This is a genomic window from Neisseria subflava, from assembly GCF_003044935.1.
In the GTDB taxonomy this organism is placed as follows: Bacteria; Pseudomonadota; Gammaproteobacteria; order Burkholderiales; family Neisseriaceae; genus Neisseria; species Neisseria subflava_E.
In genome coordinates this window covers 902678-919035 of record NZ_POXP01000001.1, presented here as the reverse complement: position 1 = coordinate 919035, position 16358 = coordinate 902678, and the positions used below count along the sequence as shown (strand labels likewise).

Annotated in this window: 14 protein-coding genes and 1 pseudogene; 9 read left to right on the top strand and 6 right to left on the bottom strand. The window is 47.1% G+C overall.

Features of this window, described 5'->3' with window-relative positions; genetic code table 11:
* Positions 1 to 8 precede the first annotated feature (8 nt).
* The 8 genes and pseudogenes from DBY95_RS04430 to accD all read left to right on the top strand — a co-directional run bounded on the left by DBY95_RS04430 (position 9) and on the right by accD (position 7870).
* Positions 9 to 446 carry a very short patch repair endonuclease gene (locus DBY95_RS04430; RefSeq protein ID WP_107723513.1) on the top strand — a complete coding sequence of 146 codons (438 nt, stop codon included), beginning with the start codon at positions 9 to 11 and terminating at the stop codon, positions 444 to 446.
* On the top strand, positions 424 to 1524 hold the full coding sequence (locus DBY95_RS04425; RefSeq protein WP_107723512.1) for a DNA cytosine methyltransferase: 1101 nt from the start codon (positions 424 to 426) through the stop codon (positions 1522 to 1524). Before DBY95_RS04430 ends, DBY95_RS04425 begins: the two co-directional genes overlap by 23 nt.
* Positions 1525 to 1528: 4 nt before the next feature.
* Positions 1529 to 2697, top strand: a pseudogene (locus tag DBY95_RS04420) (HpaII family restriction endonuclease).
* A 28-nt stretch (positions 2698 to 2725) separates the two neighbouring features.
* Complete coding sequence (gene pheT, locus DBY95_RS04410; protein ID WP_107723509.1) at positions 2726 to 5089, top strand: phenylalanine--tRNA ligase subunit beta; 2364 nt, start codon at positions 2726 to 2728, stop codon at positions 5087 to 5089.
* A gap of 114 nt (positions 5090 to 5203) precedes the next feature.
* Positions 5204 to 5506 (top strand): integration host factor subunit alpha, encoded by a 303-nt coding sequence (locus DBY95_RS04405; protein ID WP_003680933.1) that lies wholly within the window; start codon positions 5204 to 5206, stop codon positions 5504 to 5506.
* The gene (locus tag DBY95_RS04400; protein ID WP_107723508.1) at positions 5490 to 5837 is read left to right on the top strand and encodes a hypothetical protein; all 348 of its coding nucleotides are present in this window, start codon (positions 5490 to 5492) and stop codon (positions 5835 to 5837) included. The genes DBY95_RS04405 and DBY95_RS04400 overlap by 17 nt, the downstream gene beginning before the upstream one ends.
* A gap of 305 nt (positions 5838 to 6142) precedes the next feature.
* Positions 6143 to 6928 (top strand): tryptophan synthase subunit alpha, encoded by a 786-nt coding sequence (gene trpA, locus DBY95_RS04395; RefSeq protein ID WP_107723507.1) that lies wholly within the window; start codon positions 6143 to 6145, stop codon positions 6926 to 6928.
* 75 nt (positions 6929 to 7003) lie between these two features.
* Positions 7004 to 7870, top strand: coding sequence for an acetyl-CoA carboxylase, carboxyltransferase subunit beta (gene accD / locus DBY95_RS04390; RefSeq protein WP_049331298.1), 867 nt, complete (start codon positions 7004 to 7006; stop codon positions 7868 to 7870).
* 63 nt (positions 7871 to 7933) lie between these two features.
* Here accD and DBY95_RS04385 read toward each other — a convergent pair whose 3' ends face one another.
* The 6 genes from DBY95_RS04385 to DBY95_RS04360 all read right to left on the bottom strand — a co-directional run bounded on the left by DBY95_RS04385 (position 7934) and on the right by DBY95_RS04360 (position 14342).
* Positions 7934 to 8380, bottom strand: a complete 447-nt coding sequence (locus DBY95_RS04385) for a GatB/YqeY domain-containing protein (RefSeq protein WP_107723506.1) — start codon at positions 8378 to 8380, stop codon at positions 7934 to 7936.
* Positions 8381 to 8478: 98 nt separating this feature from the next.
* Positions 8479 to 8691, bottom strand: coding sequence for a 30S ribosomal protein S21 (gene rpsU, locus DBY95_RS04380; protein ID WP_003680926.1), 213 nt, complete (start codon positions 8689 to 8691; stop codon positions 8479 to 8481).
* 277 nt (positions 8692 to 8968) lie between these two features.
* Entirely contained in the window at positions 8969 to 10816 is a 1848-nt protein-coding gene (locus tag DBY95_RS04375; RefSeq protein WP_107723505.1) for a lytic transglycosylase domain-containing protein, read from the bottom strand.
* A 178-nt stretch (positions 10817 to 10994) separates the two neighbouring features.
* Positions 10995 to 11462, bottom strand: coding sequence for an FxsA family protein (locus tag DBY95_RS04370; RefSeq protein WP_199903851.1), 468 nt, complete (start codon positions 11460 to 11462; stop codon positions 10995 to 10997).
* Positions 11463 to 11629: 167 nt separating this feature from the next.
* Positions 11630 to 13147, bottom strand: a complete 1518-nt coding sequence (locus tag DBY95_RS04365) for a polyamine aminopropyltransferase (RefSeq protein ID WP_308881585.1) — start codon at positions 13145 to 13147, stop codon at positions 11630 to 11632.
* Positions 13148 to 13271: 124 nt separating this feature from the next.
* A complete protein-coding gene (locus DBY95_RS04360) occupies positions 13272 to 14342 on the bottom strand; it encodes a porin (RefSeq protein ID WP_070826500.1) in 1071 nt (356 codons plus the stop codon).
* Positions 14343 to 14669: 327 nt separating this feature from the next.
* Here DBY95_RS04360 and DBY95_RS04355 point away from each other — a divergent pair, with 327 nt between their 5' ends.
* A complete protein-coding gene (locus DBY95_RS04355) occupies positions 14670 to 16289 on the top strand; it encodes an ABC transporter substrate-binding protein (RefSeq protein ID WP_107723502.1) in 1620 nt (539 codons plus the stop codon).
* The last annotated feature ends 69 nt before the right edge of the window (positions 16290 to 16358 follow it).

The window sequence follows — 16358 nt, the reverse complement described above, 5'->3', positions numbered from 1 at the left end:
CCCAAAAAATGGATAAATTAACCCCAGAGCAGCGTAAAAAATGTATGCGTGCCAACAAAAGCAAAGGGACGAAACCTGAGCTTGCATTGGCAAAGGCGATGTGGGCTTTGGGGCTCAGGTATCGGAAAAATAGCGGAAGCATTTTTGGAAAACCTGATTTTTCGTTTAAAAAATACAAAGTTGCCGTGTTTGTCGATGGCGAGTTTTGGCACGGCAAGGATTGGGAACAGAGAAAAGCGGAAATAAAGGGCAACCGCGAATTTTGGATTGCCAAGATAGAACGCAACATCCGACGGGATATGGAAGTAACAGGCCGTCTGAAAGCCGAGGGCTGGACGGTTTTACGTTTTTGGAGTAACGATGTCGTTAAAGATACAACCAGCTGTGCAGAAAAAGTCAAAGAAATCATCCGAGCAAGAAGAATTGATTTACAAAAACGAAATTAAGGGTGGTAATCAAGGCGAATACTTGGAAGAAAAAGCAGCTCAATACTGCCTTTTTGAAAACAGTGGTACTTTTCAGACGGCCTTGAAGCCCAAATTTACCTTTATCGATTTGTTTGCAGGTATTGGCGGCTTCCGCATAGCGATGCAGAACTTGGGTGGGAAATGCGTGTTCTCGAGCGAGTGGGACGAGAAAGCCAAACAGACGTATGAAGCCAATTTCGGAGAAGTACCGTTTGGCGATATTACTTCGGAAGAAACCAAACAATACATTCCGAAGCAATTTGATGTGCTGTGTGCAGGTTTCCCCTGTCAAGCCTTTTCGATTGCCGGCCGGCGCGGGGGGTTTGAAGATACGCGCGGTACATTATTTTTTGATGTGGCGGAGATTATCCGCAGGCACCGTCCTAAGGCATTCTTTTTGGAAAACGTAAAAGGATTGACTAATCATGATCGAGGCAGGACGTTGCAGACGATATTGAATACGTTGAGAGAAGATTTAGGATATTTTGTACCAGAGCCGAAAATTGTCAATGCAAAGGATTTCGGGGTGCCGCAAAACCGTGAGAGGATTTTTATTGTGGGCTTTCGGGAAGATACTAATATCAAAGATTTCGAATATCCTGAACCGACAAGAATTCAGGTGGCTTTTAAGGATATACGGGAAAAAGATACTGTACCGACTAAATATTATTTGTCCACCCAATACATTGATACTTTAAGAAAACACAAACAAAGGCATGAAGAAAAGGGTAATGGGTTTGGATATGAGATTATTCCCGATGACGGGATTGCCAATGCGATTGTCGTCGGAGGTATGGGAAGGGAGCGGAATTTGGTAATCGACAAGCGTATTACCGATTTTACTCCGACCACCAATATTAAAGGCGAGGTAAACCGCGAAGGAATCAGAAAAATGACTCCGCGCGAATGGGCAAGGCTGCAAGGGTTTCCTGAAGAATTTAAAATCCCGGTTGCAGATGCTTCCGCATATAAACAATTCGGCAATTCGGTTGCTGTGCCAGCAATTCAGGCAGTGGCTGAGAGAGTTTTAGACAAGCTATTATCAGATAAGGGATAAAATTATGGCGGTACGAGCAAATAAAGGGGAGTGGACAGAATTATATGTATTATTGAAACTAATTGCAGAGGGAAAGTTGGTGCAGTCAGATATGGATTTAAATCCTGATAATACAAATATTTATCAAGTGATGAAAAGCTATAAATCTGAACAAGGATATCGGCTAGAGTTTGAAAGAGAAGAGCTAGGTGAAGAAGTAAAAATACATATCTTTAAAGTTGATAATACTCAAGAAGAATTATTGAATAGCTATACATATCAGGAATTAACTAAAGTAATTGAAGATGCTTTATCAGGTATAAAAGATGGAAAAGACCGTTCATTTCCAATTTCTAAATTAGATCCATTTTTACAGAGCAATCAAATTAAAACAGCAAAAGCTAATTCTGGTACTAAATCGGATATAAGGTTAAAAATTTATGATTATCGGCTTGCCAAGGATACTGATTTAGGCTTCAGTATTAAGTCTTTATTAGGAGAAAATGCAACTTTATTGAACACAGGGGCTGGAAACAACTTTATTTATAAGATAACAAATCTTCCAAAAAGCTTTGATTTACAGTCTTTCAATGGTAATACTTATGAGACAAAAGGAAAGAAAGGAAAGATAACAGCAAGATTAGAAAAAATAGAAAACATTGGTGCAGATGTTTGCTTTCAAGGAATACAGTCCAGGCAGTTTTATAATAATCTGAAGATTATAGATGGGGATCTACCTGAAATTTTGGCACATTGCCTATACTTAAGGTATTTGAATAGGGAATCTTCTATTGAAAAATTAGTAGACATATTGGAGGATTCAGACCCATTAAATTTTTATGAAGGGGGGAGGGGCAGCAGAAGTTTTATGAGTATAAGATTAAAAAATTTTTAGTAGAAAGTGCGATGGGAATGACCTCGGAAGCTGTATGGCTGGGAGAATATGAATCTTTTGGTGGGGTAATTGTAGCAAAAAAGGATGGAAGTGTCGTATGTTTCCACATTTATGACTTCAATTTACTTAGAAATTATCTCTTAAAGCGTACAAAATTGGAACAAGCTACTACAGGCGAAGATAAAAATAATCCAGGGCATTCTGACAATGATGCTAAGAAGAAGTATTTTTACGGTTGGCTATTCAAAGAAGACAATGACTTTTTTATCAAACTGAATCTTCAAGTTCGCTTTAAATAAAGCAGATTTATTTTATAGGAAGTGATAAATGCAATTCTCCTACTCATGGCTGAGAACCCAAGCCAATCCTGATCTTTCTGCCGATAAACTGGAACATCTTTTGACTATGGCCGGTTTGGAAGTGGAAGAAATCGATACTGCTGCCCCTGCTTTCAGTGGCGTGGTTGTTGCCGAAGTAAAATCCGTTGAAAAACATCCTGATGCAGACCGTTTGAACGTTACCCAAGTTGATGCCGGTACGGGCGAGTTAGTTCAGATTGTTTGTGGCGCGCCAAATGTCAAGCCGGGCATTAAAGTGCCGTGTTCGTTGCCGGGTGCCGTTTTGCCGGGTAATTTCAAAATTAAGCCGACTAAAATGCGCGGCGTACCATCAAACGGCATGTTGTGTTCGACCAATGAACTGGGTTTGCCTGATGATGGTGTAGACGGTCTGCACATTCTGCCTGAAGATGCGCCTGTCGGTACCAATATCCGCGAATACTTGGATTTGGACGATACGCTGTTTACGTTGAAAATTACGCCTAATCGCGCTGATTGCTTGAGTGTTAAGGGCATTGCGCGTGAGGTTTCTGCGTTGACTCAATGTGTGTTTACGCCTGTTGAAATTCAGACGGCCTCTATTGGCAGCGAGAAAAAACAGGCTGTCCGTATTGATGCACCGGCCGATTGCGGTCGTTTTATCAGCCGCGTTATTGAAAATGTCAATGCGAAAGCGGCTACTCCCGATTGGATGAAACAACGTTTGGAACGCAGCGGTATCCGCAGCATTTCCGCATTGGTGGACATTGGTAACTATGTGATGCTGGAAATCGGTCAGCCTATGCATGTTTTCGATGCTGACAAGCTGTCAGGCAGTTTGATTGTCCGCCGTGCTCAAAATGGCGAGACTTTGGCGTGTCTGAATGAGAAGACGGTTACTTTGGCTGACAATACACTGGTGGTCGCTGATGAAAAAGGTGCGTTGAGCTTGGCCGGCTTGATGGGCGGCGAGGCAAGCGCGGTTTCTGATGAGACACAAAATATTGTGTTGGAAGCTGCTTGGTTTGCTCCGGAGATTATTGCCGGTAAATCCCGTCAATACGGTTTTGGTTCGGATTCTTCTTTCCGTTTTGAACGCGGTGTGGATTACCGCTTGCAAGCTGATGCTATTGAGCGTGCTACCGAATTGGTGTTGCAGATTTGCGGTGGTGCAGCCGGTGAAATGGTTGAGGCACAAGGCAAATTGCCCGAGGCAAAACAGGTCGAATTGCGTTTAGGCCGTCTGAAAACGGTATTGGGCGTTGAAATCCCTGTCGAGCAAGTTGAAATTATCTTGCAACACTTGGGTTTGCAGCCTGAGAAAACTGCAGAAGGCTTCCGTGTCACTTCTCCTAGCTTCCGTTTCGATATCGAGATCGAAGCTGATTTGATTGAAGAAATCGGCCGCGTTTACGGTTATGAAAATATTCCTGACGACTATACTTCAGGCCGTCTGAAGATGTTGGCTTTGCCTGAAACCAAACGTCCGCGTTTTGCGGTTTATAACGAAATGGCGGCTCGCGGTTACCGCGAAGTAGTCAGCTATGCGTTTGTGGATGAGCAATGGGAGCAAGACTTTGCTGCCAATACCAATCCTATCCGCCTGCAAAATCCGTTGGCGGCGCAGTATGCCGTTATGCGTTCTACGCTTATCGGCGGTTTGGTGGAAGTTTTGCAAAACAATTTGAACCGTAAGCAAAACCGCGTACGCGTGTTTGAAATTGCCCGTGTGTTCAGCAAAGATTCGGCTGATCAATTTGTTCAAAACGAACGTATTGGCGGTTTGTGGTATGGCTCCGTGTTGCCTGAGCAATGGGGTGAGAAAACACGCTACGTAGATTTTTACGATATGAAAGCCGATGTTGAGAGCCTTTTGAAAAACAAGGAAGTATCCTTTGTTAAGACAGAACATCCGGCATTGCATCCTGGACGTGCCGCCAATATTGTTTCAGACGGCAAAGTAGTTGGTTTTGTTGGCGAGTTGCATCCGAAATGGCTGCAAAAATATGACTTGCCACAAGCGCCGCTGGTATTTGAAATCGATATGGATGCGGTATTGGGTCGTGAGAAAACCCGTTATCAGTCTGTATCCAAATTCCAACCTGCGCGCCGAGATTTGGCATTTGTAATGCCTGAGGCTGTGACGCATGATGATTTGTTAAATGCCCTGAAAGCGGCAGCAAACAAGCTGGTTCAAGAAATCAGCGTGTTTGACGTTTACCGCGGTACGGGCGTGCCTGAAGGCATGAAGAGCGTTGCCGTCAAAATCATTTTGCAAGATATGGAAAACACGCTGACAGATGAAGTCATCGAGCCTTTGGTTGCGAAAATGATTAAAGCGGCAGCCGAAAAAGATGCACAGCTTCGCGCTTAAAATAAGATAAAAGTTGTCGCCAAAAATCACCAATAATATTTGATTTTTTGGTGAGGACTTGATTTTTAAAAGAATTTTGGTAATAATTGCACCAGTTTGAATGAAGGTAAACACATGACACTAACTAAAGCAGAATTGGCTGATATTTTGGTCGACAAAGTCAGCAACGTCACCAAGAATGATGCCAAAGAAATCGTCGAGCTCTTTTTTGAAGAAATCCGCAGCACTTTGGCGCGTGGTGAAGAAATTAAAATTTCCGGTTTCGGCAATTTCCAATTGCGCGACAAACCTCAACGCCCAGGCCGTAACCCTAAAACAGGCGAAGAAGTGCCGATTACCGCACGCCGTGTGGTAACTTTCCATGCCAGCCAAAAACTCAAAGGCATGGTGGAGCATTACTATGACAAACAACAATAATCCGGTTATTCCTGCCAAGCGTTATTTTACGTTGGATGAGATGTGCCAATTGGTGCAAATCAGCCCGGCTCAGTTTGCCCAATGGCAACATGAAAATAATGTTGTGATTGGATACGGTGGCGATCGATATACGCGCTCAGATGTAGTTAAGTTGTTGAAACTGAAAGATACGTTTGAACCGTATATCGATACGTTCAGCCGTGGCGCTTTGGATGCAAACGGCAATCCTGCCGCCAATGCGGAAGAAGTCCGTCATGGTCTGACGCAGATTTTGTCTGATTTGGAGCGTCATCTTGGTTTTGAACAACAAAACCATCATGTTGAGCTGTAATTGATAGGAAAAATCTGATCAAAAGTGCGAAAGCATACAAAGATTTGCATAATTGATTCTAATAAAGGCTGTTTGAATGATTTTCAGACGGCCTTTATTGTTTTATATTGCTTTCAAAATATCAGAATCTTGATTGCAAATGATTCTATGAAATAGCCGTAAATGTTATACTTAGCCTCTTGTTTGCCGATTGGGAAAAGCGGCCATTTGTTTTTGCGGCAGACTAAGTTTTTTACAATAAATGTAACGGCAGAATAGATTAGGCTGTCGGACAACATTCGAATCGATGAAATGGATAGCAGAAAATGAGCAGAATCCAACAAACTTTCTCAGCGCTCAATGGCGCAAAAGCACTGATTCCTTATATTACAGTGGGTGATCCCAACCTTGAGACGACCTTGGCATTGATGCATAGCCTGGTGGCTAACGGTGCTGATATTTTGGAACTGGGTGTGCCGTTTTCTGACCCGATGGCGGATGGTCCGACCATTCAGCGTGCGGCTGAAAGGGCGTTGGCAAATCATGTTTCTTTGTACGACGTATTGGAAACAGTACGTTTGTTCCGCCAAACCAATGATAAAACGCCGATTGTGTTAATGGGCTATTTGAACCCAGTACATAAAATGGGTTATCAAGCGTTTGCACAAGCGGCTGCCGACGCTGGCGTGGATGGCGTATTGACTGTGGATTCTCCGGTAGAAACCATTACCCCGCTGCATGACTCGTTGAAAGAGCAAGGTATTGATTGTATTTTCCTTATTGCGCCAACAACAACTGAGGAGCGTATTCAAACGATTACCAAAGTAGCCGGCGGTTTTGTGTATTATGTATCGCTCAAAGGCGTGACCGGTGCGGCAAGTTTGGATACTGAAGAAGTTTCGCGTAAAATAGAGCTTTTGCGCAAATACATCGATATTCCGATTGGTGTCGGCTTCGGCATCAATAATGCGGAGAGTGCGCGTAAAATTGGTGCGGTAGCGGATGCCGTTATTGTCGGCAGCCGTATCGTCAAAGAGATTGAAAGCCACGCAGGTAGCGAGGCCGAAGCGGTAGGCGTGTTGGTTAAAGAGTTGAAAGACGCGATTCGCTAATATTTTTTATTCCATTATTTCAGACGGCCTTACATTCAACAGGCCGTCTGAATTCTGAATTCCAAGGAGTCATTCATGAGCTGGCTAGATAAAATTCTTCCTCCGAAAATTAAAAACCGAAGCAGTTCGTCCAGCGTCCCTGAAGGCCTGTGGCACAAATGTCCGTCTTGTTCGGCAACGGTTTATTCAACCGAGTTGAAGCAAAACAGCGAAGTCTGCCCGAAATGTAATCACCACAATCCGCTTTCTGCGCGCGAACGTTTGAATCTACTTTTGGATGAAGAAGGCCGTGAAGAGATTGCAGCCAATATTAAACCGACCGACCCGCTGAAATTCAAAGACAGCAAAAAATATCCCGACCGCCTCGCGGCTGCGCGTAAAGCAACCGGCGAAGACGATGCATTGGTTGTTATGAAAGGCACCATGAACGGCCTGCCTGTCGTTGTGGCTGCGTTTGAATTCCGTTTTATCGGCGGCTCTATGGGTTCGGTCGTGGGTGAGCGTTTCGTTCAGGGTGTACGTCGTGCCGTTGCAGATAATTGTTCGTTTATTTGTGTGGCGGCTTCCGGTGGTGCGCGTATGCAGGAAGGGATTAACTCTTTGATGCAGATGACGAAGACCAGCGCGGCTTTGCATTTGCTGACTGAAAAACGTCTGCCGTTTATTTCTGTATTGACCGACCCGACCATGGGCGGCGTATCTGCCAGCTTTGCCTTCTTGGGCGATGTGGTTTTGGCAGAACCGAATGCGCTGATTGGTTTTGCCGGTCCGCGCGTTATCGAGCAGACTGTACGTGAAACCTTGCCGGAAGGTTTCCAACGTGCAGAATTCTTGTTGGAGAAGGGGGCAATCGACCAAATCGTCGATCGCCGTTCCATGAAAAAACGTATCAGCGATTTGATTACTTTGTTGCGTCATGAAGGTAAAGTAACTGCCGCTTGATTGGCACAATAAGAAAGGCCGTCTGAAAATAATATTTCAGACAGCCTTTTTAATTATTGATGATTAAGCAGTCAATGCGGCTTTCAAAACCTTGTTGACTTCACCCATGTCGGCTTTGCCGGCCAGACGGGTTTTCAGTACACCCATGACTTTGCCCATATCGGCCATGCCTGATGCACCGGTTTCTGTAATGGCTGCTTCAACGACAGTCTTGATTTCTTCTGCAGACATCATTTGCGGCAGGTAGCGGTTGAGGATTTCGATTTCCGCGTTTTCTTTGTCAGCCAAATCTTGACGACCGGCTTCGGTGTAGATTTTGGCGCTGTCTTTGCGCTGTTTCACCATTTTGGTCAGAATAGAGATGACTTTTGCGTCATCGGCTTCAGTGCGCTCATCTACTTCAAATTGTTTGATGGCGGCATTAATCAGGCGGATGGTGCTTAAAGATACTTGGTCTTTGGCACGCATGGCGGTTTTCATGTCTTCGGTTAATTGTGTTTTTAGGCTCATAATGTTCTCACTTTATATAAAAAGATGCCGTCTGAAAAACAAAACACACCGCAAAGCTGCCCTTGCGGTGTGTCGTTTATCACAGGGCAGGCCTGTAATTAGTACATTTTAGGAGGCAGTTGTTGGCTGCGCAGACGTTTTTGCAGACGTTTGGCTGCAGCAGCTTTTTTGCGTTTGCGTTCGGTAGTTGGTTTTTCGTACGCTTCACGGGCGCGCAGTTCGGTCAACAGACCGGTTTTTTCTACGGCACGTTTGAAACGACGCATGGCAACTTCAAATGGTTCATTCTCTTTAACACGAATAGCAGGCATTTTATTTCCTTTAAATTTTGTTCAATCAAACCGTTTTAAGAAATAGAGGACGGTTTGTCATAATGGGGGAGTTGTTGTATCGCTGGTTTGCCGAGGGCAGGGCGGGATACGCGCCGTGATGTAAACATCACCTCCTAACAAGTCGGCTTTTGCCGTGCAAGTGACCTTTTCGGTCAGAAACAATCGGGCGATTATCTTATAAACCCGATGGTCTGTCAAGGTTGCAGGCCGTCTGAACGTTTGATTCTGTCTCACTTTTCAGACGGCCTATCGGGTATTAATAACGGCCGGGAACCGTACCCATACGTTGTTTCAACGAAGTTTGCGGTTCGTTGAACAATGACGCGTAATAAGTCGCGTTGGTCATAACTTTTTTCACGTAGTCGCGGGTTTCGGTGAATGGGATGGTCTCGGCGTAAATCGCGCCTTCTAAAGGCGAAGAAGCCTGCCAGTTGCGGGCGCGGCCGGGGCCGGCATTGTAGCCTGCGGTGGCCATTACTTCGTTATTTTGCAGGCGGCGTTTGGCATCTGCCATGTACCAAGTACCCATGCGGATGTTGCCGTCCATGGTGTAGAGTTCACTGCTGCTCATGCCGATTTTGCCGGCGATTTCGCGGGCGGTCGCAGGCATGACCTGCATCAGGCCTTGTGCGCCGACGCTGGATTGCGCACCCATGACAAAGCGGCTTTCTTGGCGAATCAAACCGTAAACCCATGCAGGGTCAACGCCTGCCTGTGCGGCATAGCGGACGGTCAGGTCTTTAAACGGAGAGAGATAGCGCAGTTTGTAGTTGAGTTTGTGGTCGGTACGGTCGGCACTGTTGATCGCCATGTCGTAGAACTGGTTGTCAAAAGCAACTTGTGCGGCAGTCAGCAGGTTGTCTTCGTTGAAGTCGCGGGTGGCAAAACGCCATTCCGCCTGTGCCTGACGGCGCATTTTGGAATCGCCGTTGCTTTGGCTGTTTTTAAACAGAACCAATGCGCGTTTGATGGCACCGTCTTCGCTCATGCGGCGGACGTCTCTGGCATCGGCATCGGAAACGTTGTTGCGCGTATTGATGCGGCGGCCCAGTTCTTCACCTGCCATTACGGCGTAGAAATTGCGGCCGGAAGCGGCGGCTTTTTCGTACATTTCTTTGGCTTGGCCGCTTTTGCCTTGTGCGGAAAAGCTGCGGCCCAGCCAATATTGCCATGTCGGGTCTTTTTGCAGTTTTTCAGGCATATGCTGAATTACGCTTGCCAATTCGTCCCAACGCTGCAGACGCAAAGCGGCGCGTGCGTACCATTCCAATTGTTCGTCGGTCAGTTGTTTGCGGTCGGAAACGCGGCCGTAGTAGCTCAAAGCGGTCGGCATATTTTGGCTTTGTGCATGGTAGTGGCCCAATACGCCCCATGCGAAGCTGCGTTGTTCGCGGCTGAGGCCTGATTCCATGTCGGACAGGGTAGCGGCGGCAGAAGCGGATTTGCGTGCATCTTTGCCGATTACGCTCAACAGGCTGTATTCGGTTGCGCCTTGCGCGCCACCTTCAAAGGGGCTGCCCAATGCGGCGGCGAGGTTGCGTGCATCTGTGGTTTGGCTGTTGCTCAATAAGCCGCGTACGCGACGCCATGCATCGTTGGCGTTCAGACGGCCTGAAGCTGCCGCGCTTTCAACCAAGCGGGTACAGCCAGCAGGCAGTTTGCCGGTAACGCGAACCAGCTCGGCGGCTTTGCTGTAATTGCCGCTGCTCAAATCGGCATAACATTGCACTTCTTGTGCGACGCCGGCGGCGTTCAATTTGCTGAATTCTTGACGGAACAAATCCCATTGGCCGCGCGCGCCCAAGGTTTTCAGCCATTCGTTGCGGACATTTTCAGCCATTGCGCTGTCGCTGGCTTGGGATAAAAATTGTTGTACCCAAGCATCGTCGCCGCGTTTGGCGGCATCGATGGCGCTTTGGTATTGGCTGTAATCGGACAGGACTTTGGATTCGCTGTCGGCGCGGCGTGAAGGAATAGAAGTAGATTTAGGCTGAACGACGGTTTCGGTTTTCGAAGCAGTCGGTGTGTTTTGGGTAGCGCACGCCGATAAAACAGCGGCGGTAATCAAGCTGAGGGAGAGAGGGAAAAGACGTTGAACGTTCATTGGGTACCGTGTCGTTTTTAGAATCAAAATAACTGCTTATTTTAAATGATTTATGCGGAATAACCGAATTACAAACCGATATTTACATTTTCAAAGCCTGGAGATGACTAAGGCCGTCTGAAATATGAAACACTTTTGAGGTATTTTTATTTCAGACGGCCTTTTATGAAGGAAGTCGTCAATCGGGTTTGTGTTCGATATAGTCTTGCGGCTTGTCGGCTTTGCTGGTGCGCGTAACCGTATATTCGCCTTCGATAATGTCTTCATCCTCTTTGGCGGAGCTGTAAGTCTGACGGCTTTGGAAAGACTGCGTAGAAGAAGCGGTCGCGTTGCCTCTAAACGGAATCAGCAAGAGCAGGGCGACGGCGGTTGAAATAAAGCCGGGACTGAGCAGGAAAACCGCGGCAGCAGTATAGCGAATCGGCCACAGCATCTGATAGAGGGAAATGTTTTGGCCGCTGCGGACGGCTGCACCTGCGAGTAAAAGGCCTGAGATGCCGGTATGGCGCAGCATAAAGATACCGCTGATAAAGCTGAGAGCCATCACAAACAGCGTCCAGCCGCCACCTATCCAGTCGGCAACCCAGACGATGGACATGATTTCCAAAAAGATTAAAACCAAAAAACCGATTCCAAAATACTGCATAAGTGTTTGTTCCTTCATTCAACGGATAGTGTCGATTGTGTTCTATCTAGATAAAGATAAACCTTATTTTTTCAAGCAAATGCTGTGTGAAAAAGGGTAAACGGGCGATGAGGCTGTCTGAACGGAGATTAAAAGAAGACAGATGTTTCAGACGACTTTTAGATATTCTATCGCATCACATTGTTCCAATCGCTTTCAAAATAACTGACGAGGATTTGGTTGTTCAAATAATTTGCTTCCACCTTGCGCCTTGCCATATCAGGCGGAAAGCGAAACATTTCGGCAACGGTCTGGGCATTGAGATAGCGGGTGGGTACGTCGAATTTTTGCGGAATGGGGAAATTTTGGTCAAACCCTGCCAACACAAATCCCCATTCGCCAAAGGAAGGGACGTAGACATGATAGGGTGCGGTATTCAACTTGGCCGCTTCGAGGGTGGCAACGACCGACCAGTAGGCGTTAGGGGCGAAATAAGGCGAAGTCGATTGCACAACAATCTTGCCCTGCGGCTCAAGATGGCGGGCAACGAGGCGGTACATAGGGACGGAGTAGAGTTTGCCCAGCGAGAAATTGGACGGGTCGGGCAGGTCGATGATGATAACGTCGAATTTTTCAGACGACCCTTCCAGCCATTTGGCGGCATCGTCGTTGACGACGTGCATTTTGGGATGGGACAGCGAGCCTTGGTTGAGGGCGCTTAAGGTGGCGGAAGTTCTAAAAGTGGCGGTCATGTCGGGGTCGAGGTCAACCAAAGTAACATTTTTGACCTGCGGATATTTTAAGACTTCGCGTGCCGCCAATCCGTCGCCGCCACCGAGAATCAGGACGCGCTCGGCGTTGGGAACCATCTGCATGGCAGGCAGGACAAGTGCTTCATGGTAACGGGCTTCGTCGCGTGAGGAGAATTGCAGGTTGCCGTTGATATAGAGGCGGGTGTCGTTTTTCCAGCGGGTAACGACCAGCCGCTGGTAGGGTGAGTGGCTTTGATAGACGACGGGGTCGCCAAAATAGCTTTGTTCAGCTTTGAAGGAAATACGGTCGGCGTAGACGAAGATGATGGCGAGGATGGATAAGACAATCAGCGCACGCAGGCGGATGGCGCGGTAACGGGGCAGTTCGGCTTTGAAGACGCGCGCGGTCAGATAGGCGACGGCGGCGTTGAAGATGCCAAACAACAAGGCGGAACGCGCCATGCCGAGTTTGGGGGCGAGCAGGAGCGGAAATAATAAGGAGACGGCAAGTGCGCCCAAGTAGTCGAAGGTCAATACTTTGGAAACGAGTTCTTTAAATTCCGCACCTTTTTGGTTTAACACGCGCATAACCAAAGGGATTTCCATGCCGACAACCATGCCGACAATCAGTACAAAAGCGTAGAGCAGGGTGCGGAACGGGGCGGCGGATAAACCGAAGGCCACAAATAATGCCAGCGCGGAAATGCCGCCGATGATGCCGACCAGAAGTTCGATTTCGATGAAGCGGTGCAACACGTCTTTATCTTTGATGTATTGGGTCAGGTGGGCACCGATACCCATTGAAAACAGATAAAGCCCGATGACGGAGGAAAACTGCAAAATACTGTCGCCCAAAAGATAGCTTGCGAGAGCGGCGATGATGAGCTCGTAAGCGAGGCCGCAGCTGGCGACGATAAAAACGGAGATGATGAGGGTGCGGTGGGCGTTCATGATGACGTTTTTGTTGCTTGAGTGTGGGCAATGTAATGATTTTTAAGGTGGGCTGCAAGTTTAATTATAGGATGTAGAAAAGGCCGTCTGAACAAATTGTTTCAGACGGCCTTTAATCTGTCAGGCATTAATAGCGGTGTTTGAATACCATGCCCACTGCGTAAGAAGATTTTTTCGGCAAATCTTCTTCGTATTTCGGATTGACGTTTTCTTTCAACCAGCCGGCACCGAGTGTGGCGGTTGTCCGTTTGGAGAAGCTGTAATCGGTGCTGACGGCGACGTGTTTGTAGTCTTCGCCGACAGAGCTTTTACCGTAGGCAAAGCCGATTTGAGGTTTGAAATTTCCTACTTTGTATGAGCCGGACACCATAAATTCTTTGGTGTTGTTGATTTCTTTGTCGTAAGAACCGGCTACGTTGCCTGCCGCATCTTTCCATACGCCCCAGCAGCTGAAGCCGTCGCAAGTATTTTTGGCGTATTGGAATGCGGCATCGACGGAGATTTTGTCTTTGCTGTATCCGGCCATGAATGCATGGGCTTGGAAGTCTTTGGTTTCGGTTGGAGAGTCGTTGGGTGCGTATTCGGCAGCGTAGTGCGCGTTAAAGCCGTTGTTGGGGTGGTAGTAGTCCACGCCCCAGCCGAAGACCCAGTCGCCGTCACGTTTTTTGTCCGGATTCCAGTCATTGTTGTTGCGCGCGGCATTGGAACCGGGGGAAACGTTGAATTTGAATTGGAAACCGTTTTTCCAAGGCGACTCATAAGCCATGGAAACACGGCGTTGGCCGAAGCGAGAAATTTTGCCGAACTCTAAAATCGGGCTGTTGGTGTCGAACGGGTTCAGATAAATGCTGTTCATGGGCGTACTGATGTAACCCATTTTGACGGTGCCAAGGTTTTTGTAGCTGTTGAGAGCGACGTATGAGTCGGCAGTACCCCAACCGCCCCAGCGGTCGGAATCGAAGTAAATAAAGGAGCCAAGTTGCCATTTCAGCCATAAGTCGTTGTTGAGTCGTACTTCATCGGAGAGATAAAGACTGGAACTTTTATCGGAAATGGTTGTATTGGTGACGCCGGTTTTATTGTTGTGTTCGACCTCGGTCATGATGTAGATGGTGCCGCTCATTTTAGGTTCGGCATGGGCGGCACTTAGGGAAGAGCCGATGAGGGCAGTGGCAATAAAGTAAGATAACTTCTTCATTTGATTCTCCTTTTTATGTCTTTTTCTTGCTTATGGCGAAAGAGTTCGGATAATCTTATTTGACAAAACATAAAAAATCAATACATTTGTAACTTATCGTAGGATAAATTGAAAAATAGTTTTCAGTTACGTATTTTTGTGTTAATTTGCCGACAATCTTAGACGGCTATTATTATTTCGATGGAATATATGGTTTAAAACACTATTTTCATGGTTTGAAATAGATGATTTAACTATGCTGGAAAACTTCTAAATAAATGTAGTTGAGTGTAGTTTGAATAATCAGGCCGTCTGAAAAAGAAGAATACCCAAAAGAAGGAATGAAATATGGCCGGAAAAACCTATCCGCTGTTGGCTGCATCATTGGCTGCCGTATTCGCATTGTCAGCGTGCAGCCGCGATGTTAAGCCTGCTCCTGAGTTTAAGCGTACCGATTATGAGCGCGTGGTAGTCAGCAACGGCGTCGAGCCGGGCACGCTGGATCCTCAGATGAGCGGCGATATGGCGGCCGGTGCGATTATCCGTCAGTTGATGGATGGTTTAGTCGGTACGGATGCCGAAGGCAAAACCATTCCTGCTTTGGCGGAAAAATGGGAGAGCGAGGGCGAGCGTATTTGGACCTTCCATCTGCGTGATGCCAAATGGAGTAATGGCGATCCGATTACTGCCGAAGATTTCGTGTATAGCTTCCGCCGTCTTGCCGATCCGGCTACCGGCGCACCTTTCGGCAGCTATTTGGTCGATGCCCAAGTGGAAAATGCGGAAGATATATTAAACGGCAAAGCCAAGCCTGAGACATTGGGTGTCAAGGCATTGGACGCGAAGACCCTGCAATTTACGCTGATTGCGCCCGTGCCTTATTTCCCCGATATGCTGATTCAGCAATTCACTTTCCCAGTTCATCGTGCCACTGTCGAAAAATACGGCAACAAGTGGACGCAGCCCGGTCATTATGTTTCCAGTGGCGCTTATCTGTTAAAGGATTGGAAAGTCAACAGCCACATCAATATGGAACGCAACCCCAATTATTACGATAAAGACAAAGTAGCCATTCCGAAGGCGATTTTCTTGTCAGGCAGCGGCGAGTACAACCGTTATCGCGCCAATGAAATTGATGTGACTTACGGTATTCCCAGCGATCAGGTCAAAGTGGCGGATATTGAGTTTCCCGGCCAAGTAAGACGTACAACTTCTTTGTGTAGCTGGTATTTGGAGCCGAACCACGAAGCAGCGCCGTTTAATGATCCGCGCGTCCGTAAGGCGCTCAATATGTTGACGCGCCGCGACATCGTCGTCAAAGTGGGCGGCCGTGGCGATACGCCTGCGTTCCAATTGACGCCGCCGCAAATGCAGGGCGTGATTCCTGTTTATCCGGAGTGGAAAGAGTGGACGCCTGAAAAACGCATCGAAACCGCACGCAAACTGTTGAACGAAGCAGGCTACAACGATGACCATCCGCTTGAGTTCGATATCTTGTACAGCACCAGCGAAGCGTCTAAAAAACAAATTACTGCCGTGCAGTCGGTGTGGAAAGCCGCCATTCCGTTTATCCGTCCGACTTTGTCCAACGAGGAATGGAAAACTTATTTGGATACGCGCGCGCAAGGCAATTTCAAGGTTTCGTTCAGCGGCTGGTGTTCTGATTTTAACGATCCGGCGGGCATGCTCAATATCTTGAAATCCAACAACTCAAACAATGCATTCCGCTACAAAAGCGCGGCGTTTGATACATTTATGAACAATACGCTGAAAGATGGTGTCAGCAAGGAAGCGCGCAGCCAGCTCTATGCCGATGCGGAGAAGCAGCTTCAAGAAGACGCTGCACTGATTCCGCTGTATCATCAGGTTGAAGTGCGTATGGTCAAACCCGATATTATCGGCTATTCCGACAAAGACCCTTTGCGGAACTATACGGTCAAGAGCTGGTCGTTCGCACCGAAAAAATAGATTGATTATAGACAGCATAAGTTTTCAGACGGCCTTGATGACAGAGGCCGTCTGAAACAATAGGAGACA